The 21,332-nt window shown below is 62.5% G+C and carries 16 protein-coding genes; 4 read left to right on the plus strand and 12 right to left on the minus strand.

What is annotated here, in order from left to right; translation table 11 throughout:
* The first annotated feature begins 28 nt into the window (after positions 1–28).
* Positions 29–1,114: an ABC transporter substrate-binding protein gene (locus G4D79_RS07095; protein WP_099697190.1), complete on the plus strand. Its 1,086-nt coding sequence runs from the start codon at positions 29–31 to the stop codon at positions 1,112–1,114.
* 96 nt (positions 1,115–1,210) lie between these two features.
* Here the strand turns inward: G4D79_RS07095 and G4D79_RS07100 are convergent, their stop codons facing one another.
* On the minus strand, positions 1,211–1,591 hold the full coding sequence (locus G4D79_RS07100; RefSeq protein WP_054188270.1) for a hypothetical protein: 381 nt from the start codon (positions 1,589–1,591) through the stop codon (positions 1,211–1,213).
* Positions 1,592–2,246: 655 nt separating this feature from the next.
* Between G4D79_RS07100 and G4D79_RS07105 the strand changes: the two genes are divergently transcribed.
* Together G4D79_RS07105 and G4D79_RS07110 are read left to right on the plus strand one after the other, a co-directional pair.
* Positions 2,247–3,404 carry an acetyl-CoA C-acetyltransferase gene (locus tag G4D79_RS07105; RefSeq protein ID WP_099697262.1) on the plus strand — a complete coding sequence of 386 codons (1,158 nt, stop codon included), beginning with the start codon at positions 2,247–2,249 and terminating at the stop codon, positions 3,402–3,404.
* 102 nt (positions 3,405–3,506) lie between these two features.
* Positions 3,507–4,094 carry a sugar O-acetyltransferase gene (locus G4D79_RS07110; RefSeq protein ID WP_235867761.1) on the plus strand — a complete coding sequence of 196 codons (588 nt, stop codon included), beginning with the start codon at positions 3,507–3,509 and terminating at the stop codon, positions 4,092–4,094.
* 11 nt (positions 4,095–4,105) lie between these two features.
* Here the strand turns inward: G4D79_RS07110 and G4D79_RS07115 are convergent, their stop codons facing one another.
* The 10 genes from G4D79_RS07115 to G4D79_RS07160 all read right to left on the minus strand — a co-directional run bounded on the left by G4D79_RS07115 (position 4,106) and on the right by G4D79_RS07160 (position 19,673).
* Positions 4,106–5,653, minus strand: coding sequence for an ABC transporter ATP-binding protein (locus tag G4D79_RS07115; protein ID WP_099697188.1), 1,548 nt, complete (start codon positions 5,651–5,653; stop codon positions 4,106–4,108).
* Positions 5,653–7,284, minus strand: a complete 1,632-nt coding sequence (locus G4D79_RS07120) for an ABC transporter ATP-binding protein (RefSeq protein WP_099697187.1) — start codon at positions 7,282–7,284, stop codon at positions 5,653–5,655. The genes G4D79_RS07115 and G4D79_RS07120 overlap by 1 nt, the downstream gene beginning before the upstream one ends.
* 129 nt (positions 7,285–7,413) lie before the next feature.
* Positions 7,414–8,364, minus strand: a complete 951-nt coding sequence (locus G4D79_RS07125; protein ID WP_250887506.1) for a hypothetical protein — start codon at positions 8,362–8,364, stop codon at positions 7,414–7,416.
* Positions 8,354–10,126 carry a sulfite reductase subunit alpha gene (locus tag G4D79_RS07130; RefSeq protein ID WP_099697186.1) on the minus strand — a complete coding sequence of 591 codons (1,773 nt, stop codon included), beginning with the start codon at positions 10,124–10,126 and terminating at the stop codon, positions 8,354–8,356. The genes G4D79_RS07125 and G4D79_RS07130 overlap by 11 nt, the downstream gene beginning before the upstream one ends.
* A 33-nt stretch (positions 10,127–10,159) precedes the next feature.
* The gene (locus G4D79_RS07135; RefSeq protein WP_099697185.1) at positions 10,160–15,628 is read right to left on the minus strand and encodes a glutamate synthase-related protein; all 5,469 of its coding nucleotides are present in this window, start codon (positions 15,626–15,628) and stop codon (positions 10,160–10,162) included.
* Positions 15,629–15,810: 182 nt separating this feature from the next.
* On the minus strand, positions 15,811–16,854 hold the full coding sequence (locus G4D79_RS07140; protein ID WP_003942919.1) for a ParB/Srx family N-terminal domain-containing protein: 1,044 nt from the start codon (positions 16,852–16,854) through the stop codon (positions 15,811–15,813).
* 184 nt (positions 16,855–17,038) lie between these two features.
* On the minus strand, positions 17,039–17,899 hold the full coding sequence (locus tag G4D79_RS07145; protein WP_030536170.1) for a 3-hydroxyacyl-CoA dehydrogenase: 861 nt from the start codon (positions 17,897–17,899) through the stop codon (positions 17,039–17,041).
* Positions 17,900–17,914: 15 nt separating this feature from the next.
* Positions 17,915–18,529, minus strand: coding sequence for a TetR/AcrR family transcriptional regulator (locus G4D79_RS07150; protein ID WP_030536169.1), 615 nt, complete (start codon positions 18,527–18,529; stop codon positions 17,915–17,917).
* Between the two features lie 84 nt (positions 18,530–18,613).
* Positions 18,614–19,210, minus strand: a complete 597-nt coding sequence (locus G4D79_RS07155) for a hypothetical protein (RefSeq protein WP_007730333.1) — start codon at positions 19,208–19,210, stop codon at positions 18,614–18,616.
* Between the two features lie 4 nt (positions 19,211–19,214).
* Positions 19,215–19,673, minus strand: a complete 459-nt coding sequence (locus G4D79_RS07160; RefSeq protein ID WP_003942982.1) for a hypothetical protein — start codon at positions 19,671–19,673, stop codon at positions 19,215–19,217.
* Positions 19,674–19,774: 101 nt separating this feature from the next.
* Here G4D79_RS07160 and pip point away from each other — a divergent pair, with 101 nt between their 5' ends.
* On the plus strand, positions 19,775–20,734 hold the full coding sequence (pip, locus tag G4D79_RS07165; protein ID WP_058038393.1) for a prolyl aminopeptidase: 960 nt from the start codon (positions 19,775–19,777) through the stop codon (positions 20,732–20,734).
* Here pip and G4D79_RS07170 read toward each other — a convergent pair.
* On the minus strand, positions 20,722–21,324 hold the full coding sequence (locus G4D79_RS07170) for a TetR/AcrR family transcriptional regulator (RefSeq protein ID WP_235867759.1): 603 nt from the start codon (positions 21,322–21,324) through the stop codon (positions 20,722–20,724). The genes pip and G4D79_RS07170 overlap by 13 nt on opposite strands.
* Between the last annotated feature and the right edge of the window lie 8 nt (positions 21,325–21,332).

A 21,332-nucleotide genomic window follows, 5' to 3' on the forward strand; every position in this document is an offset into this window, starting at 1 on the left:
AAGCGCTCGATAACACCGAAAGGCAGAAATGACAGTCCTGCGCACCAGACGATCACGGATCATCGGACTGATCGGGGCCGCGCTCGCCGCAGCGCTCCTTGTGTCCGGGTGCTCGGCCTCGGCCGAAGACTCGAAAACGGCGTCCACTCCCGGTTCGGAGGGGAACGCCCTTCCCGCTGCGGAAGGAACGACTACTTACCCGCTGACCCTGGAATCGCCATACGGTACAAGTATTCTCGAGAAGCGCCCGGAGCGGGTTGCCGCAATCGTCCCCAATGCCGTCGACACGGAAATGCTCCTCGCGCTCGGCGTCAAACCCGTCCTCTCCTCGTCGATGGTCAAGGAGTCGGCTTCCCAGTCGTACTTGCTGCCTTACGGCGCAGAGGATCTCGACACCTTCGAGTTCGCGATGGGCGGCACACTTCCCGTCGAAGCGATCGCCGCGAGCGAACCTGACCTCATCGTCGCCGTCGGCTGGGCCGACGGCCTGGGTGGTTTGTCGATGGGCGATTACTACGAACGTTTGTCCTCCATCGCACCGGTGGTGACGAGCCCCGACACGAAGTCGCGGATGCTCGTGCCGTGGAAGGAATCGATCCGCGTACTCGGCGAGACACTCGACCTCCCGAAGGCAGCCGAAAAGATCGTGGCGGACCATGATCGGTATTTTGCGAAGGTGCGTCAGGAGAACCCTGAACTCACTGGCCTGACCGCAACCTGGGCGATCTTCTACGGAACCGGCAATGGGCTGCAGTACCTTTCAGCGCCCGATTCGGCTCCGGCAACTTTCTTGGGCGAGCTCGGTTTTGCCGAGAACCCGCGTGCACAGGAGTTCGTCACCCAAAGCACTGTCGGCGAGGAACTTCTAGAGAACATCGATGCGGACTTCCTGCTGATCGGCCGCAGTGCCGCCGGCAGCGAGGAGGATTTCGACAAGCTGACCGGCGGGAAGCTCTTCCAAGCGCTGGGAGCGGTGTCCTCCGGTCGTTGGGTCGCCCTGCCTCCGCGTACCGCAGACGGCGGGGATGTTCTATGGGCAATCACGAGCGGTGGCCCGATCGGAACGATGTGGGCGGCTGAACATATCGTGCCGCTCATCAGCGCGAAGCTGTAGGCGTACAACTGGAGAACGGAAAGCACTCACCCGTCGCCACACGATTGTGTGGCGACGGGTCGTTCGTACAGCAGGTGTCCCGGGTTTGGGGGTTGCCTATGGGACGAAGAAGGTTGCGAAACCCGGGGTGACAGGTCCGGCGGCAGGTAATATGGCGACGGCAACTTGCCCGGCTCCAGTCTGCAGGGTTGCCTCTCCCGGGGTTCCTTGGTTGTCGCCAGAAAGCCGACCGGAGCCGGAGGCTCCTGTCGAGAGGTTCATCCAGCGCACTTCCGTCGAAAGCATGCAACCCCACCGCTCTTCTTTGGCGCCGGTGATCGTCACCGTGCCAGGTTGTTCGCCGACTACCGCCACACAGTGGACAGGGGGTGCGTCGAAGCTGCCGTTTGGGTTCCCGAACGGCGCCGGGTTGATCTGGAACGGAACGGTGACCGCAGCGGAGGCAACGGCTGCGGGCGCGAGAACCGATACGGCCACTATGGATACGCAGGCAGATAGTCGGCGTACGAGATTCGTCACGGTAACCTCCGGTAATCGAAGACGGTGTGGTGCCCATGCTCTACCCGGGGCGCAATTACCGCAAGGGGATCCAGTTTTCGAGCCAGCGGCGGTTCGTGAATCGCTGAGTGCGTGACCGTTTGTAGAATCGTTGTCCTGCAACGCGTATCGGTATACGAAGCCTGTATCGGGCGGTGAATAGCCCAATCGTGCTGGGCTCCACCGAAAGTACCAACTTTCCAGCCATCGGCCAGCCGGCTTGCGGTGTAGCTCGACAAAGCTGGTGTTGTTCGCAAGGCGGGCTGAACGATTTCTCAGGGAAGGCAATGGATATGGATGATGCGCTCGTTCCGCTCGAAGATGCACTCCCGCAGCTGTTCTCGCATCTTTCGCCGTTTCACGCTGGCGTGAGGGGTCTGCGGCGTGGGCAGCCAAGTCGCGTTTGGGGGGTCGAGCCTCGAACTGTCGAATGATTGCGACAGCAGTGGATTTCGTTGGATAGAAGTGCGGAGACCAATCCTGTGGTGGTGGCTGCGGGTCTCGAAATCACGTTTCATCTACCAAACAAATGCTTGATCGCTAGAGTGTGTGCGACATCGAAAGCCCGACAAAGCTCGATTTCGAAGGAGTTCGTATGGTTGCACCTCAGGCTTATGTCGTCGATGCGCTCCGCACTCCGGTGGGTAAACGGCACGGCTCGCTCGCAGGAGAGCACCCAGCGGACATGGGGGCCCACGTGATCACATCGATTCTCGACCGCACTCGACTGGACCCGATGGCCGTCGACGATGTGATCTTCGGTTGTGTCGACGCTATCGGGCCGCAATCGGGCAACATTGCCCGCACCGCCTGGCTTTCAGCAGGCCTACCCTTGGACATCCCAGGAACGACAGTCGACAGACAATGCGGATCTTCACAGCAAGCCGTCCACTTCGCAGCGCAAGCGGTCATGAGCGGGACCCAAGATGTGGTGCTTGTCGGCGGTGTGCAGAACATGTCCTCGATTCCTATCTCGGCGGCAATGCGTGCCGGCAACGAGTACGGATTCGACACGCCCTTCAGTAGGTCCCGGGGGTGGGCAGCACGATTCGGCGAGGCCGAAATCTCACAGTTCGTCGGCGCCGACCTGATTGCCAAGAAATGGGGTATCAGCCGTGAAGACATGGAGGAATGGGCACTGCAATCGCATCAGCGTGCCCGTGCTGCCATCACAGACGGCCGATTCGAGCGTGAGACAGTGTCATTGGGCCAATGCGTCGTTGACGAATGCCCACGAGAGACATCCATGGAGCAGATGGCTGCACTGCCCGCATTGAGGGATGGCTCGTTGCTGACGGCTGCTGTGGCTTCGCAGATCTGTGACGGCGCATCAGCGGCCCTGATCGTCTCCGAGAAGGCGCTCGAGGTTCATGGATTGAAGCCACGTGCGCGCATTCATCATATGAGCGTGCGCGGCGACGATCCGATGCTGCAGCTCTCGGCGCCGATACCCGCGACGAAGTATGCACTGGCGAAATCCGGCATGGCGATCGGCCAGATGGATACCGTAGAAATGAACGAGGCATTCGCTTCGGTAGTTCTGAGCTGGTTGATCGAGACGGGTGCAGATCCCTCCCGGGTCAATCCCAACGGTGGTGGAATCGCATTGGGCCACCCTCTTGGGGCCACTGGCACCAAGTTGTTCGCCACGATGTTGCACGAGTTGGACCGCATTGATGGACGGTACGGACTCCAAACCATGTGTGAGGGTGGTGGGACCGCGAACGTCACCATCATCGAGCGGCTGAGCTGAGCTCGAGAAATTGGGCGGCATGGAAGACCTTCTGTTGTAGCGCTTTGTCGGGTGCAACGCGCCCAACAGGGGTGCCGTGGCGCGGTGTGCGACGATCCGAGTGTGGGAGAACAGGCGGATCGTCTTGCTCGTGGTGAGTGGTATCTCGATGATGACGAGCTGAGGCAGCGGCGGCTGGAGTGTTGGCGTCGACTCGACTCGTTCAATGGGGCTTCGGCGGACGAGGATGCTGTCCGCTCGCGGGCTCTCGCCAGCCTTTTGGGTGAGGTAGGTGAGGGAGCTTTGGTGGTGCCGCGGTTCCAATGCAGCTACGGATACAACATTCGGCTTGGAGTAAACGCATTCGTCAACGCGAACGGGTTCTTCATGGATGATGCGCTGATCACAATCGGCGCTGACGTGAGGATCGGGCCTGGAGCCCAACTGATGACAGCGTTGCACCCTGTCGATGATCATCGCCGGCGTCGCGAGGGATGGGAGCGGGCTGCTCCGATCGTCATCGGTGAGAACACGTGGCTCGGCGCCTCAGGCACTGTCGGTGCAGGAGTTTCGATCGGTCACAACGCCGTGATCGGCGCGGGAAGTGTGGTCTTGCATGACATTCCTGATCACGTCGTTGCTGCTGGATCGCCGGCAAGGGTTATCCGTCGGACACCTGCCGAAGTTGAGGGACTGCAACGCGAGCACTAGGGCATGCGATGTCAGAGGGTGATCGTGCGGGTGGGCTCCCAGATGGCGGGGTCGCGGTGGGTGACGACGAAGACGGTGGCCGCCAATTCCCGCACGGCGCCGGCGATACGGCGCTCGGTGGCCTCGTCGAGGGCCGAGGTGGCTTCGTCGAGAACCAGGACGGGAGCGTCTTTGAGGAAGGCGCGAGCGATCGCCACCCGCTGACGTTCGCCACCGGAGAGAGCGGCACCCTGGTGTCCGATGTCCTGATGAATGCCGAGCGTCGAGCGGTCGAGAACGGCGCCGAGGGCAGCGCGCCTTGCGGCGTCCTCGATCTCGGTTTCGGTAGCGCCCGGTCTTCCCAGTCCGATGTTCTCGCCGAGGGTGCCCGAGAACACGAGTGGGTCCTGCGGCACGTAGCCGATGTGTGCCGCCAGGTCTTCGTAGGGCAAGTCGCGCAATGAAACTCCGCCCAGAGTGACGCTGCCTTGGTCCGGATCGTCGAAGCGCATGAGCAGCCCGAGAAGTGTGCTCTTCCCCGTACCCGAGCGCCCTGTGACGAGAACTCGCTCACCCGCGGGGATCTCAGCGGTGATGCCGCGCAGAACCGGAGCGTGGTCCACTCCGATGACCTTGATGTCAGTTCCAACAGGGCGCGCGGCGTCCCGGGGTGCGGGCTCGGCCAGTGCGGGAGCCGAAGTCGCGGCGCGGTAGTCGCGAACCGTTGCACGCAGTTCATTGACTCCGATTCCGGCCAGGGCGAGTTCGTCGAGCGGCGCAGCGGCGCGAGCGGTGAGGACGACGAGGGCGAGAGCGGCTGCGGGATCGTCGAATCCGGTGGCGGCGAGGAAGATCACTGCGCCTGCCAGCGGCACAATGGTGGCGATCGCCGAGATGAATGTCGCTGGTGCCGCGGCGAGATTGGTCCGTGCAAGCGCGGCTTCCTGATTCCGCCAGCTTCGCTCGATTCGTTCGACGGAACGTGTGGGACCGGCTGCCGTACGCAGTAATTCGAGGTGGTCGGTGAGCTCGAGTGTCGACTGAGTTGCTGCGAGCTCGGCTTCGTGTCGGCGCTCGTCCGCTCGGCTGAGCGCACGTTGGGCCAGCGTCTGAGCGACGAGCGACACGGCGAGCAGTCCACCGACGAGCAGTATGACGCCTGGCCCCGCGACGACCGCGATCCCAGGAAGCAGGAGCAGCGGGATCAGCGGTGCAACCAGGAAGGTCTGAAGTTGGTGCGCGGGAACACTCATCAGCGACGGGATTCCGCGCCCGGCGACGGTGGCGAGCAGTGCCCGGTTGTCGTCGGTGAACCAGGACAGTTTCGCACGGGCGAAGGCGTCGCCGAGAGCGTCGTAGAGATCGCCGACGAGTCGAGCCCCGGTGAAGTAACCGCCCCGCGAGACCAGGACGGTCACGAAGAGAGCGATGGTGGCCGTGGCCAGGACGAGAACCGGCGACCGGTGATCAGCGATCGAGAGCGCAAGGGTGGTGTACGCGATCGCCTCGAGGACAGCGACGGACACCCAACCGAGTCCGATGGTGATCAAGCGTCGTCGGGCTACATTGGCGCTGTTCATTATTCGGCTCCAGTCAGGGCTGCACTGTGCGAGGCAGCGTCGTTCACGTTTCGACCGCCGAGGTCGAGTCGATCGTCGGCATCGTCTGCAAGAGCGGGGTCGTGGGTGACGATCACAATCGTCTTTCCTTCGTCATGTGCGAGGTGTCGCAATTCCTTCAGCAGTTCGGCGGCCGTGCGATCGTCGAGTGCACTGGTCGGCTCGTCGAGCAGCAGTACTGCTGCGGGCGAGAGGAACACCCGAGCAAGCCCGACGCGCTGACGTTCTCCTCCGGAGAGTGAAGTGGCGTCGGCATCGAGGCTGACGTCGATCTGTGCCCGGCGTAGTGCGGCGGTGTATTCCGCGTCCGTTGCATCGGGGGCGGCCAGCGCGATGTTCTCGCGCACCGTGGCAGGTAACACGTCTGCGCCCTGGGGTGTGAGCAGAACGGACGGTGGCCGCAGGTTCTCGTCGATCGCGGTGATGCTACGACCTGCGTAGCGGACGGTACCCAGTTCCGGGATCTCGAAGCCGGCCAATGCTTTCAGGAGCGTCGACTTGCCCGCTCCACTCGGTCCCGTGATCGCAGTGATCGCGGCTGGGCGGAATGCATGCGTGACGCCGTCGACGACTCTGCGGTCCGTGATCGTGACAGTCAGGTCGACGATCTCCAGGTGGTCGGAGGGACTCGCCGCCGGAACGGTGAGTGCTTCACCGGCAGGGAGAGTGGGTTCGTTCAGGGCAGTGGCGAGCCGGACCGCAGCAGAGCGTCCAGCCGCGACGTAGTCGAGGCCGTGCCCGAGTCGCAGGGCCGGTGTCACGATTGCGAGGCTGAAGAGAATGGTGGCGGCCAACGTCGTTGCATCCCAGTCAAATCCGACGGCATAGGCGATCGCGAACGTCGCTGTCGCCTGCATGAGGGCAACGGCGACGGCCGCAGGGGTAGCCACGAGTCGAACGCGCTCCTGCATTCCCCGGGTGAACCGTGCTGTCGATTCTGCATAGTCGGCGGCAGCGCCGGTCTGCGCACCGTAGATCCGGCAGACGCGGATGCCGCGGGCATAGTCGTCCACGGCAGTCACGATGTCGCCCATGACATCCGCGCTTTCAGCGCTGTGCCGAGCGGCCATTCGGGGGATCACGACCAGGTAGAACAGAGCTGCCACGATGCCGGGAGCCAGAGCGAGAAGCGCCACGGGGCCGGCTGAGGCAACCAACGCCGCGATCGTGACCGCGGGGACCACGATGAGTGTGGCGAACTCGGCCGGTAGGTGCGCAGTCATATGGTGCAGCGCCGAGATGTCGTCCGAAACGAGCCTCCGCAGTGCGTCTCCGCTGTAGCGGGACAGCGTGCTTGCCGGTAGGCGAACGAGGTGGGCTGCGAGTTGGCGGCGAACCCTTGCCTCGAAAAGCGATTCCGCGTGGTGCGAGAGCCACGACGATGTGGCAGCGAGCGCGACGCCCACGAGCCATAGCGCACATGCCCACCCGGCCCAGCTCATCGACGGTTCACCGATGAGTTGCACGACGCACCAGAGCGCCCCGAGCATCGCGACCCCCGACGCTGCGGCCGCGACGACCCCGGCAGCCAATGCAGGCAGCGCCGGGCGCAAGGCCGGGACCAGCGACGGTTCGACGAGAGGGCGGGGCATGGATAACTCCTTGAATCAGCGCCAGGGTGCAGGCACGACAAATGACCGAGACCTAAGGTTAGGGGTCGATGGCTCCATTTGGTTATCGCCGTACGCCGATTTCTTACACTTGCCCAGCATCCGTCGGTGTCAGGATGCGGCCGAGATGGAACTCATGACGTCTTCCCACACGCCCATGACTGCGGGTTCGGTTGGACCCGTTTGGGTGAAGACTGCCACGCATTTGCGGCGGAAGTCGTACATCTCGATCGAGCTGGTCAGGCCGTGAACGCCGTGGGTGCGGGTCAGCCAGCAATCCGAGACACCATTCAGGTCGATCATCGTCCGGCAGGTGTCGGACGCCAAAGTCAGCGTCCCCCCGAACATGGCTGCGGCGTCGAGGTCACCACGGTGGATCTGCAGGCATCCGTTCCCGGCGACGACGGTCGTGACGGGCAGTTGGTGGTAGGACAGGTGCTCCATCCCGGCAGCCATGAGGTGAGGATCGACTCGCCGGTAACCGAGGGCGCCCAGAGCGACCAGGCCGCTACGACGTTCGCTGCCGCCGTCCGCGAGGATGAAGTCGAGCTGTGTCAGCTGATCGGCTTCGGCCCAGAATGCGGGCGTATTCGATGTCTGGATGGGAGGGCTTGTTTCCCTCGCAGTGCTCGGCGCAGTTCGCATCGCTTCGAAGGCGAGACGATCCGAGGCCGGGGTCAAATACGTGGTGTGTGAACTTGATCCGTGGATGTCGAACATGCGGAGCGTCGGCGGTAGGTGCTGCTCTGCGTCAGTGGTCACCACCGAGCCGAGGGAGGCAACGTTCAAACGTAGAGCGACGAGCCCGGGCGCGCAGACCAACGGATCGCCGGGAACTGTCGGAACGGAGTACTTGCCCGAGTCGTTGACAGCCACCGGGCCTGCGACGGTGATTGCTACCGTGTCGTCCAAGAGCGGCAACATTTTGCCGACTACGTCAGGTGCGGTGTCGATCAGTCCACCACGGAACCCCGGACGCGCAAGCAGTGCGTCCAGGTCCGAAATGCGTGCCAAAGCTGCGCAACGACATTCGCCACGGTGCGGGCACATCTCAGTAGACATCCCTTAGGTACCGCTTCGATCGTTTGAGGTTGTTGACGTAATCCTCGGCGGCGTCCGCATCCAACCCACCGTGCTCGGCGACGACCTCGTGCAATGCGTCGTCGACGTCCTTTGCCATCCGAGTGGCGTCACCGCAGACGTACACGTGCGCACCGTTTTCGAGCCAGTCGAACAAGTCTCGGCCCTGCTCGCGCATACGAGTCTGGACGTAGATCTTCTCGGACTGATCGCGCGAGAAGGCCAGATCGAGGCGAGTCAGGACACCGTCACGGGTCAGCCCGTTCAACTCGTCCTCGTAGATGAAGTCGCTCGACTGATGCTGATCGCCGAAGAACAGCCAATTCTGCCCCGACGCGTTGCGCGCGCGACGCTCGTGCAGGAAAGCGCGGAAGGGTGCGATGCCGGTTCCGGGGCCGATCATCACGACGGGAACAGCGTCATCGGCGGGTAGGCGGAACGAATTGTTCTTGGAGACAAAAACTCCGACCCGATCTCCCTCGCCGACGCGGTCCGCCAGGTACGTCGAGCAGACGCCGCCGCGGTCCCGCTCGCCCGAGCGGTAGCGCACACTCGCTACCGTCAGATGGACGGTGCCGTCGTGGGCCAGCGGGCTGGAGGAGATCGAATAGACCCGATGTTGCAGCGGGCGAAGAAGTGTAAGCAGATCCTCGGGATTCAGGCGAATGCTGTTGTCCAACTGGAGGAGATCGAGAACGTCCTTGCCCCACAGCCACGCATCGAGCGCTTCCCGATCTTCCGTGTCGAGAATATGCTGCAGTTCGGCGTCGCCGCTGCGTCGGGCGATGTCTTCGATCAAATCGCGCGAGGGAATGGAGATCTCGTAGTCGCTGGTCAACACCTGGTCCAACGGTGCGGACGAGCCGTCTTTCGCGGTAACCACATAATCGCCGCTGACACCGAGCTGATGGATGATCGCCTCGACGAGGGCGGGGTCGTTGATCGGGCGGATGCCCAATCCATCTCCGGCCTCGTAGTCCAGACCGTCCTCGCCGAGCGCAAAGGTGAAGTGGCGGACTTCCTTGGCTGAGTCCTCGCCGGACAACAGCCGGTTGGCGAGGACGGTTGCAGGATAGGGGTTCTTGCGAGTCCACTGGGACTTGGTCTTCGTCTGAGCGGGCGCAACCGGCGAGGCAGCGGCCCCCGCATCACCGTCGACACCGGCCACCGCAGCGACGGCCCGAACGATCCACTCGGCCGCCGGATCCTCGTAGTCGACGTCGCAATCGGTGCGGTCGACAACCCGGGTCCCGCCGAGCGCTTCGAAGCGGGCGTCGATGTTCTTTCCCGACTGGCAGTAGCCGTCGTAGCTGGTGTCGCCGAGCGCGAGCACGCCGAAGTAGAGACCGTCCAATCTGGGTGCGCTCTCGGATTCGACTGCATCCCAGAACAGCTGCGCGTTGTCAGGCATCTCGCCCTCGCCGTAGGTGGAGGTGATGACGAGCACCCGGCGCATGGCGGAAAGTGCATTGATATCCACGGTGTCCAGACTCGCGACAAGTGGTTCGAGACCGTGGGCACGAGCAGCTGCGGCTGCGTCTTCAGCCAAGGACTCCGCGTTGCCGGTCTGACTTCCGTAAAGGATGTGCACGGCTGCGCCGGCAGCTCTCTCCACTGTCGCTGTTGCAGTACCGGTTTGACCGAATATGACAGTTCGCGAGTGTAGACCGGCCAGGAATCCGGAAAGCCACGCGCGCTGGTCGCCGGTGAACGGTGCGTATTCGGGGATGTACGGGATTTCCATGATTTGAAGCTCACCTACTTTCAGGGGAGGAGGTCAGGACACCAGGTCGGGGATCGTGCGCGAAGCGAACAGTTCGTCGAAGTTCGGCAGTGATCCGAGCTTGTCCCGATTCTTGTTGTCTTGAAACAGAATCCACCCGTACGTCGCCGGGCTGTCCATGGCCAACACGTTGCGTAGGCTCAGCGCCTGTTTGTAGTCGTCGACGCGCTTGGCTGCAATCAACGCAGCCAACTGTTCGTCGTCGTAGCCGGCGAGAATCTCTTTCGAGTACTTGACCAAGTGCTGGACGAGGGCGAAGTCCTCGGTCAGCACCAGGTTTCGGGCCGCCTTCTGCACTGCTGGATCGTCGGGTCCGGACGCACCCGGCGTGCGGGCGGCGGCGAGTTGTTGTGCGAAGTGAAGCACGGTGTACGCACTGAGCAGCGCATACATCGTCGCGGTATCGGTCTCGCCATAGGCGGGGACTGCTCCGTTCAGTGCGGGGCGCCCATCGCGCACTGCGAGTTTGAACGTGCGGACCTGACGTGCTGCGATGGCGGACGCCAATTCTTCGAGGAGCTCTTTGTGTGACTTCGCAGCCAGGATTGCATCACTGTCCTGGTAGAGCATCAGTGCCTTGGGCATCGCGTAGACGAACGAGTGCTGTTCGACTTCCCAGTTCTCGAGCAGTCGGGTGCCGAGCGCGGATCCCGTTGCTTCCACATGCAGTTCGAGCAGGAGTTGTACTGCGTGGTTGTGGACGGCGGCCAGAGGATCGGTCGCAGCGGTGATCGAACCCAGCAGTACGGAATCGGTACTTGCTCGCAGTGCCAATTCGCCACGAGGGTCGTACTGGTAGAAGAAGCCACCACTCATGCCGTTGCCGACACCCTTGCCGAACTCGCCGAGATTCACGACAGCACCGTTGGTCATGTACTCGCCGGCGAAGTCTCCGACACCTTCGACGACAGCACTGGCGCCGGAGTTGCGAACTGCGAAGCGATCGCCTGCTTCACCTTCGACGAACACTCGTCCACCGGTGGCGCCGAAGAGCGCGAAGTTGCCGATCAACACGTTTCCACCGGCGTCACTGGAGCCGCCGCCTGGGCTGCGCACGGCAATCACGCCGCCGCTCATGCTCTTTCCTACGCCGTCGTTACATGTCCCGGTGTGTTCCAGGTGCATGCCGTCGTTGCAGAATGCGCCGAACGACAGGCCCGCAGATCCGGTCGTCAGGACGCGCACGCTGCCCGGCGCCAGGTAGCGTCGCCCACGCTCGTCGGTCAGTACTCCCGGAGCGAGAAGGCCGGCCGCTCCGTAGTTGAGTTCGCGTTCGAGGTCGATCGCCAACTGACCACCGACGCTCTTGTTCCGGTTACCCAGGTGCAGTGCACCTTCGGCGAATTCAGGTCCGGACACGGCGACCGAGGCCTCGCCACGGTTGAAGAACACCGTGCGAACCTCGTCCATGATCTTCTCGTCGAGCGCGTACTCACGTTCGAGGTACACAGGATTGTCGATGGTGATGTCCGGGGCGGACTCGAACATCGCGTCCAGCTTCAGATTGCCGACAATAGACGGGTGATCGAGCAGATGCAGGAGATCCGTTCGACCCCGCGCTTCCTGAAGGGACCGCATTCCCAGATTCGCGAGCAGTTCCCGAGTTTCGTGAGCGATGTTGAGAAGGTACTGCGCCATCGCGCGGGGATCGCCGTCGAACAGTTCCGGGTTGGTGGTCAGACCGGCGGGGCACTTGATGTTGCAGTTCTTGGCCATGACGCAGCCCATCATCATCAGCGCCGACGTACCGAACTCGAAGCTGTCTGCGCCGAGTAGGGCGGAAGTGATGATGTCGCTGCCGGTCTGATGCGCGCCCGAGCATCGCAGAACGACTTTCTGGCGAAGGCCGTTGGCACACAGAGCTTGATGGACCTCCGCGATACCGACCTCGGCCGCACGACCCGCGTATTTGAGGCTGGTCACCGAAGCTGCGCCGGTGCCACCGGTATTTCCGGCGACGTTGATGACGTCGGCGCCGGCCTTGGCGACACCGACGGCGATGGTGCCGATTCCTTCCGAGGACACCAACTTCACGATCACCCGAATGCGAGCTGCCTTGCAGTCGTGGATGAGCTGAGCGAGGTCCTCGATGGAGTACGTGTCGTGGTGAGGCGGCGGCGAAACCAGTTCGACGCCGGGCGTTCCGCCGCGGGCGGCAGCGATGTCGACGGTGACCTTGGCGGCCGGAAGCTGCCCGCCCTCACCGGGTTTTGCGCCTTGGCCGAGTTTGATCTCGATCTCTTCGAGCATCGGATCGGCGAGGTAGCCCGCCCAGATTCCGAAGCGTCCGGATGCAAACTGCTTGATGCGCGACGCACGAATCGTGTTGTAGCGCGAAAGGTGTTCGCCGCCTTCGCCGCTGTTGGACATCGCGCCGACCATGTTCGTGCCGTGAGCGACGGCTTCGTGCGCCGGAGCGTTCAGCGCGCCATGGCTCATGGCACCCGACGCCAACTTCGGGGTGATGTCGCTTGCGCTCTGTACCTCGGAGAGAGGTACACCTGCCGGTGCGACCCTCAGCTTGGAAAGGAACTCTGCTGCAATAGCGGTTGCATTCAGCACCAGATCCGGGTCGGTGGCCTCGATGGTGACGTCGTCGGCAAAGGCGACGGAGAGAGCATCGCCGAGTGCTACCACCCGAGCGGTGTCGTCGGCCAGTGGACCGTCCAGGCGAAGTGTGTACCGGCCGTCCGCGGCAGATTCACACCGGATTCCACGCATCACGATCGTCCTATTGCCGCGCACCGAGAATCGGCTGATCTGGTCGGTGAACTCGGCTGTTGTCACCGCAAATGTGACATCACCGGGCACGGAGATGACATCGCGCAACGCGGCGGGACGACGCGATCGTTCCGCAGCCATCACAGTGGAAAAGTCCCGGTACCCGGCGGTGATGTCGAAGTCGTCGATCTGCTCGGTGGTCAACCGGTCGAAGCTCGTCGCCCGGTATGCCCCGGCGTCGAGGCGGAAGGCGTCGTCGAGCCGTCCGAGCGGCAGTAGACGTAGAGCCTCGAATTGTTCTGTTCCGGAGGGACTGTCGAACGCGATCTTCTCCTCGGTGAGTTCGACGTACTTACGGACCGCGGTGGTACCGAACGAATGCCCTGCGCCGTCTGCACGCTCCTTGAACAGGCCGAGCAGTGGCAGATCCTTCTCGCCCCCGACTGCGCTCGCACGCTCGTGCCACTGCTTCGAGGTCACCGCGACGGTGTCGAAACCGACGCCACCCACCGGTGACTTCATGTTGGGGAACCACTGGCGCAGAACAGGGTCGGACGTATCGAGGAAGTTGGGTTCGAAAAATTCTCCGCCGATGTAGCTTTCGACGGTGCACAGACCGACGCGTCCCATCGTCTTCATCAGGGACTTCTCGGCGGCCTTCGCGAAGCGTCGGAACGCGGCATCCGGGTCAGCGGCGAACTTCTCCTCGGCTCGCAACTGAACGGACAGCGGGTAGACGGCGGAAGCGCCGAAACCGAGTGCGGCCGCAACGTGGTGTGAGGACTCGATCTGGCCGCTCTCCACGATGAGAGAGACGCGCAATCGCAGGCCCGCGTCGATGAGGCGTTGGTTCAATGCTCCGACGACCATGATCGCGGGAAGTGTTGCGCGCTCGTGAGATACGTGGCGGTCGGTCAGGACTGCGATTCCGCCCTGTTCGGCCGCGAAGGCTACAACAGCGTTGCCGAGCGCGGTCATCGCGTCGACCATTGCCTGCGCGTCACCCTCGGCGGGGTAGAGCATTTCGAAGCGGCGGTGCGGAGTGTGGTTCTGTTCGCGGATCTTGAGCATGTCCAGGTGCCCGAGGATCGGCGAGGCGATGACGATCTGCTTGCCCTGTCCGGGGGACATCTTCGCACCCAATGCAACCCTGAGAGTCATACCGTCCGCTTCCCGGATGCTGTCGAGGGGAGGGTTGGTGACCTGGGCGAATCGCTGCGAAAAGTAACGAGCCACGCCGCCTTCGCGGTCGCTGAATGCGTTGATGGCGTTGCCGTAACCCATGGCGGAGACCTTTTCGGCTCCGTGCGTGAGCATCGGATCCATCAGGAATTTGAAACTTTCCTGATCCAGGGAGTACGCCATGTAGCGCTGATGAACCTCGAAGGTGCCGTTGTAACGGGTCGGGGAGCTGACTTTCTCCGCTGGCACGGCGGGAATGTCTTCGATCAGGATTCGCGATTGCTCCAGCAACGACTGGTAGTCGCGCTGAGCGGCAATCTTTTCCAGAGCTTCGCGGGCAGTGTAGGTATGGCGATCGCGATGATCGAAGTACAACATTCCGCCGGCCTCGACGCGGCCACGGTGAATCACCGTCTCGGGTGCGAACGCGATCTGTCCGGCTTCGGAGAATGCGCACACGTAGTCGTGCGTCTCGATCGTGCGTAGTGGACGCAGACCGAGGCGATCCAGGCGCGCACCGATGATGGTGCCGTCGCCGAACACCAGCGCTGCCGGTCCGTCGTTCTTCTCCTCGTACAGCGAGAAGTACTCGAACATCGCACGCACTGCGGGGGAGAGAGTGATGTCGTTTTCCCAGGCCGGCGGCATCATCGAGACCACAGCCGTCACCAGGTCGACACTGTCCTCGATGACGCGTGCTTCCAGGGTCTGATCGAGTCGGCAACTGTCGGACTGGCCGGGCGGACGGACGATCGCACGTCGTTTTGCACTGGCGACAGCAGCTTCGGAGAGCCGATTCTTCTTGTCCGTGTTCAGTTCTCCGTTGTGAGCCATGAACCGGAACGGCTGCGCCATCGTGGGATGCGGGTCCGTGTTGGTCGAGAACCGCGTATGGAAGTACATCGTGTGCACGGCGTGATCGGGGTCGACCAGGTCGCGGAAGTACGGGATCACTTCGTCGGAGTTCAAGCGACCCTTGAGAACCTGAGTTCGCGCGCTGAGCGAGAGTGGGTACAACCCGCGTAGTGCAGGGGTGTTGTACGCGATGGCTTCGATGGCGAGCAGAGCTTCGTGCACGAGGCGATCGACAACCGCAGGCTCGGGACGCGGAGTGGGGACCTCGAAAATCCACTGCCTGATCGGAAGCTGATGCGCGATGGCTGCCGGCCGAATCGCCGAGTCGTCGACCGGCACGTTGCGCACAGCGAGGGTGGTGAAGCCTCGGTCCAGAAGTTCGCGTTCCACCAGAGCGGCTGCACGAGCATGCTGAGCATCGTTGTCCGGAAGGAAGAAGTTGCCGACGCAGAAGCGGCCGGCGCGGAGATCTGAGCGCCCGGTGACCTTGCGGAAGAACCGGAGGGAGAGGTCAACCGAGACACCGCCGCCGTCGCCGACGCCCTCGGAAGACATACCGCCGCGGTGCGGTACCGAGCAGAGTGCTTCTCGCCCCTTGATCAGGACATCGTGGGTCTGCACGCCGTCCTTGCGCGTGATGAACCCGACCCCGCAACTGCTCTTGTCATCTGCGGGGTCGTACAAACCGACGATGGACGTGCTCACTGCAGCAACCTTCTCCCTGTCCTGGTTGCCCGGAGATTGTTCGACCGGGCAGATACGACGGCATGTATTCCGTCAGGGCAGGGCGTCGCTGCTTCGATGAAGCGGCACCCGAATGGGTTCAGACTACTGAGTAGAGGCTTACCTTAGTCAAGTCTGCTTGGTGTGACTTGGATCTGAGCAGGTCAGAGGGTTGCTTTGTAGGCAAGTGCGTAGGCGATCTTGCCCGGCTTGTCGTCTGTGTACGGCTTGGACAGCTTTGCGAACTCGCCCTTGGACTCGGCTTTGCCGTCGTTCCAGGCCGACAGGACGCCAAGATCGGTGGCAGTGAATCCGCTGTCGACGACGGCATCGCCCGTCAACGCAGTCTGTGCTTTGGTCACCGACTTCACGGTGCCCAGGTAGCTGGAGAGATCATCGCGATTCCAGTTGGTGAGGTCGACGGGCGCGGTGTCGCGGACCCAGGCGCCCCAGTAGAACTCCTGGAACGGAATCGTGCCCGCGGCGAATCCGATGTCGCGGGAGAAGTACATCAAGCTGCGGTACTTGTCGTCGGCGAAGTTGGCCAGGCCGACGCTCTTCGGCAGAGCCTGGACCGGTACCTGGTTTCCGTCGACGTCACGCGACCAGACCCACTTGTTCTTCTCCATCTCGGTCCAGAAGGCACCTTCACTCAAGCCGCTGAGGTTGCCGAGAACCCGCAGTCGCACGTGAAGGTCGGGACCGCCGTCGGCCGTCTCGATGAAGGACGTGAGGGTGTGGTGACCGTCGGTCAGATAGAGATCGCCGCGGGGACCGACGACCACGGTCTTCATGGGCGCGATGCTCTCCGCGGTTTCCTGACCCACCGGGAGCTGGCAGGTGAAGGACGACGGGTCCTTCAGCGTCGACGCCGCAGTAGCGGTCGCGGCCTGGATCTGGCCGTTCGCCTCACACCAGTCGTCGAACTTCTTGTTGATCGTGTCTTTTCCGAGCGTGTATCGCCCGAGCTTGTAGTACACCTCGTCGTAGCCGAGGGACGGTTGTGTCGCGTGAACGTCGCCGATGCGCACGTCCAGGAGATCACCTTCCTTGGCGCACAGGTACTCCGATCCGCCGGCGGAGCCTGAGAACGAACCGGTGGAGATTCCGCCACACGCGAGGGGAGCGGCGACAGCGGGAGTGCTGACCAATGTTCCGGCGCCGAGCAGTGCCAGTGTTGTGAGTGCCGAGATGGCGGAACGACGCATGTGGGGATCTCTCCTGATGATGGGTTCGCACGTGAAGAAGCTTGCGTCACAATCGCTCAGGGTGGTTTCGGACTTACTGACAACAGACATCCGCGCGGTGGCTACCACGTGAATTCACGTCGTAACCACCGCGCGGTGAGCCGGTTGGTTGATCAGCCCTGCAGTTGATCAGCCTTGCAGTTGATCAGCCCTTGTAGTTGTAGAAGCCCTCGCCGACAGCAACGCCGAGCTTGCCCTCGTCGATGTAGTTCTTCTTGATGTAGTCGGCGAATTCGCGCTGCTTCTCGCCGCCCTGGGAGGAGATGTTGTAGACGGTGGTCAACCCGACGACGTCCATGATCTGGAAGGGGCCGAACGGGGCTCCGGTGCCGATACGCCACGTCTTGTCGACCATGTCGGGATCGGCGATGCCGTCGATCAGCAGGTCGGAGGCCGCGTTGAGGAGCGGGACCAGGAGCGAGTTGAGTACGTAGCCCGCCTTCTCCTTCTTGAGTTCGATCGGCACCATGCCGATGTTCTTCGCGAACTCGACGACCTCGCGGTACACGGCGGGGTCGGTGGACTCGGTGCCCATGACCTCGGCAGTGTTGTTGACCCACACGTGATTTGCGAAGTGCAGTGCGAGGAACTTCTCGGGGCGGCCGGTGAACTCCTTGAGATCGCTCGGCAGCAGCGTCGAGGAGTTGGTAGCGAACACCGTGTGCTCAGGAGCAACCGTGGCAAGCTTCTCGTAGGTGTCGCGCTTGATGGCGATGTCCTCGGGAATTGCCTCGATGACCAGGTCGGCCTTGGCGACGGCTTCGCCTAGATCGTACGAGTACGTAATACGTTGCAGCGCTTCGTCAGCCTTGCCTTCCTTGGCACCCTCGACGTTCTCGGCCTTGTAGGCCGCGGCCAACGAGTCGAACCGAGCCTTGGCCTTTTCGATGACCTCGGCGTTGATGTCGTACGCGACGACGTCGAAGCCGTGATAGGCGGTCTGATAGGCGATCTGTGAGCCGAGAACTCCGGTACCCAGAACGGTGATCTGCTTCAGTTCAGTCATTTTCGATCCTCAATCCTATTCGGTGGGTAGTCCGGCAAGCGTCAATCGGACCTGTGCGGCAACGATGTTCGTGAGTTCGTCAGCCGTGATCCGGTCCAATGCCGCGCGGGCTATTTCGAAGTGCAGCACGTTGGAAATCGTTCGCGCTGCAGTGGTTGTTCGGGTGGTGTGGTTGGGGTGTGCCTCGTGCAAGATTTGTGCAATCCGCGTTTGCAGGCGCTGCGAGAGTTCCAGGCCTTCGGCCCGGAAACACTCGCTGGGCTCACCGAACAACACCTCGCGTTGGTAGATGCCGGTGTTCTCGTCGTTTCGGCGACTTGCGATCAGCAGGGGTGAAACCAGCTCGAGCACACGATCTTCTGTGCCGGTCGACTTGGCTTCACGCTCTTCTCCCAATTCGATCTGCTTGCGGTATTCCGCGTTGTACACCATGAGCAGCAACTCGGCTTTGCTTGCGGCGTAACGAAAGAGAGTGCCGCCGGCTACATCGGCGCGGTCGGCAATTTCTTGAGTTGTGACTGCGCTGTAGCCCTTTTCCGCGAACAGTTCGGCAGCGGCGTCGAAGATGCGTGTCTGCTTCTCGAGTTTGTTGCGTTCGCGACGGCCCAGCTCTTGGTCCGGCTTCGTCATCCCGCTCACCTCGTTCCATTTCGGATCACGCTCATAAATGAGTCTACTCCGAAATATCGGGAGGGTGGAGTCTCCTCCGTCACATCACCGCAGTCCGCTGACCCAACCGGCGAACACGTCTGAGAACACGTCCGCTTCGCACGCATGCGCCGATTCGGGATAGGCGCACTCTGGGTATCCGGCGACGACGGCGGCAAGTTCGACGTTGCAACACTGCGCCAAGAGGCCACGCAGGAGATCCGCAACCGACCAACCCGCGACGGATACCGCAGGGATTCCCTCTTCCTCGTACACCTTCACCAGATCGGCGTGCCTCCAGGACAATTCCTCGGCCACCAGTGCATCAGGGTTGAAAGACATGGCGCGGTCGAGTGATCCGCGCAGAAGTGAGTGCGGATCGTCCTCGCCGCGAAGCCTGGTCGCGAGGTCCGCCGGCGCCTTCTGCATGACGAACATCCAAGGTTTGCCGTCGGGAAAGACTCCACCGAAGCCTGCCACGTTGAACGGTAGGTGGCTACTGAGAAAATCGGTCTCCACGTCGACGTGTTGATCGTCGCCCAGATGAATGAAGTGGCCGGAGGCAATCTCCTCGCCCATTGCCGGCTCAGCCCATGTGTTGTTCCACAGATCGGTCATCCGACTGCCTTCGGGAAAATCGAGAACCTCGAAGAGAAAACCCATGTCTCTACAACTCCCCGTCGAAGTGGGTGGTTACTCCACCGGTCAGTCGAGAAACCGTCTGCGCCGAGGTCGCGAGGACGACTCGGCTTGTCTCGAAGGTCATCTCGTCGCGTTCGGTGTCCTCCGATTCGGGATCTTCGGCGAGTGAGAAGTCGAGTTCCACCTCTCGATCGGTGCTGGAACAGACCGAGATCATCAGCCCGAGTCGTTCGTCGGTGAACGCCGGAAGCGATTTCTCGGGATGGAAGTCTGCGGCCGCGTGAAAGAAGAACGCCGCCAGCCGTTCGACGAATCCGTCGTCCGTATGTCGGCTGAGATACTGATTGAAGCGGTCGGGGCTGAGCAGCCCGACGTCGAAAACGAGTGTGGGCACGTCGGATTCGAAGACAGTGGCGGGAACCGCATGACTGCGAAGGAAGACTGCGGCGCCGCCGTATCCCGGCAACCTGAACCCATCACGCATCTGGTGTACTCCCGTCGCAGTGGTGTCCTGTCCACGCTAGGCCATTGCTCGGCCGCGTGCTGCCTACTCGAGTAGGCAGCTTGATGGAAGAATCACCGCCTATGACTGCTGTCCTGTACCCGCCCGTCGAGCCGTACGAGTCCGGTCTGTTGGAAGTGGCGGATGGTCAGAGTCTCTACTGGGAGACAGTCGGCAATCCGGCGGGCATTCCGGTCCTCTACCTACACGGCGGTCCCGGTTCGGGATGCACTGTCGGCGCCAGGCGTTTCTTCGATCCCGAAGTCTTTCGCGCAGTTCTGTTCGATCAGCGAGGCTGTGGGCGCAGTCTTCCGCTTGCGAGCAGTCCGGACGTCGATCTGACCGTGAACACCACGGCGCACATTGTGGAAGACATCGAGCGTCTTCGTGAGCATCTCGGTATCGAGCGATGGATCGTCACGGGACTTTCCTGGGGCGTGAGTTTGGGTCTGGTGTACGCGCAGGCGTTTCCCGCGCGGGTGCAAGCGATGGCCCTGGGCGCGATCACCGGCGGGACGAGGGTCGAAATCGAGTGGATCACCCGTGCCATGGGCCGGGTATTTCCGCGTGAATGGGAAGAGTTCGTGGCGCCGTTGCCGGTGGACGAGCGTGACGGAAACCTCCCCGCGGCGTACGCGCGACTGCTTGCCGATCCAGATCCTGTTGTGCGCGAGAATGCCGCGTTGCAGTGGTGCCGTTGGGAAGACGTGCACGTCTCGCTGATGCCGGGGTGGACTCCGAGTGTTCGATACCAGAATCCGGACTTCCGCCGGGTGATGACCAGGCTGGTCACGCATTACTGGGGTAACGATTGCTTCCTGGCGCCGAATCAGATATTGGACGGAATGGACCGTCTCGCTGAGATTCCCGCGATTCTCGTGCACGGACGGTATGACATTTCCGGGCCACTCGACACTGCCTGGGCGATCCACCGGCGTTGGCCGGGTAGTGAGTTGGTGGTACTCGACGACGCCGGGCATGGCGGCAGCGGATTCAACGAGGCAATCGTGGAAGCGCTGAATTCACTGGCTCATTCGGCCTGATCGAGTGCCCCGGCGCGGGCCGCAGCGAGCGCGCCGGCAGCAGCACGATCGGCAACCGACTGGTCGACGGGTAGATCGGCGACCAGCAGGCGATAGTAGATGGGTGCGGCGACGGCCGCCAGAAGATCAGCGGCTGAGACCTTCTCGGAGATCTCCCCGCGCTCGACTGCTCGGCGGACGACGATGTCTGCCAGTTCGTAACGTGCGGAATAGAACTCGCGCTTGAGTCTCGCGACCTCGGGCGTGCGGACCGCGTCGGAGAACAGTGCAGCCACCAACGCGCCGCCCGACTCGCTGGTCACCAGTGTGACTATCGATCTGGCCATCTCGCGCAGGTCGGATTCGATGGAACCGGTATCCGGGATGGGAACGGTGGTTGCCGATACCTCGACGGCCGCGTCGGCCACCAGTTGGGACAGCGTGCTCCATCGCCGGTAGATCGTGGTCTTGTGGACTCCGGAGCGGGTGGCTATGTCCTCGATGGTCATCGCGGCGAATCCGCGTTCGGACAATTCGGCCGCCGTGGCTGCCAGGACGGCCTCGCGCACCCTGGCACTACGCCCTCCGGGCCGTTGTGGTGTCGAAGTCATGAGTCAAC

This window comes from Rhodococcus sp. WY5, from assembly GCF_018588185.1.
In the GTDB taxonomy this organism is placed as follows: domain Bacteria; phylum Actinomycetota; class Actinomycetes; order Mycobacteriales; family Mycobacteriaceae; genus Rhodococcus_F; species Rhodococcus_F qingshengii.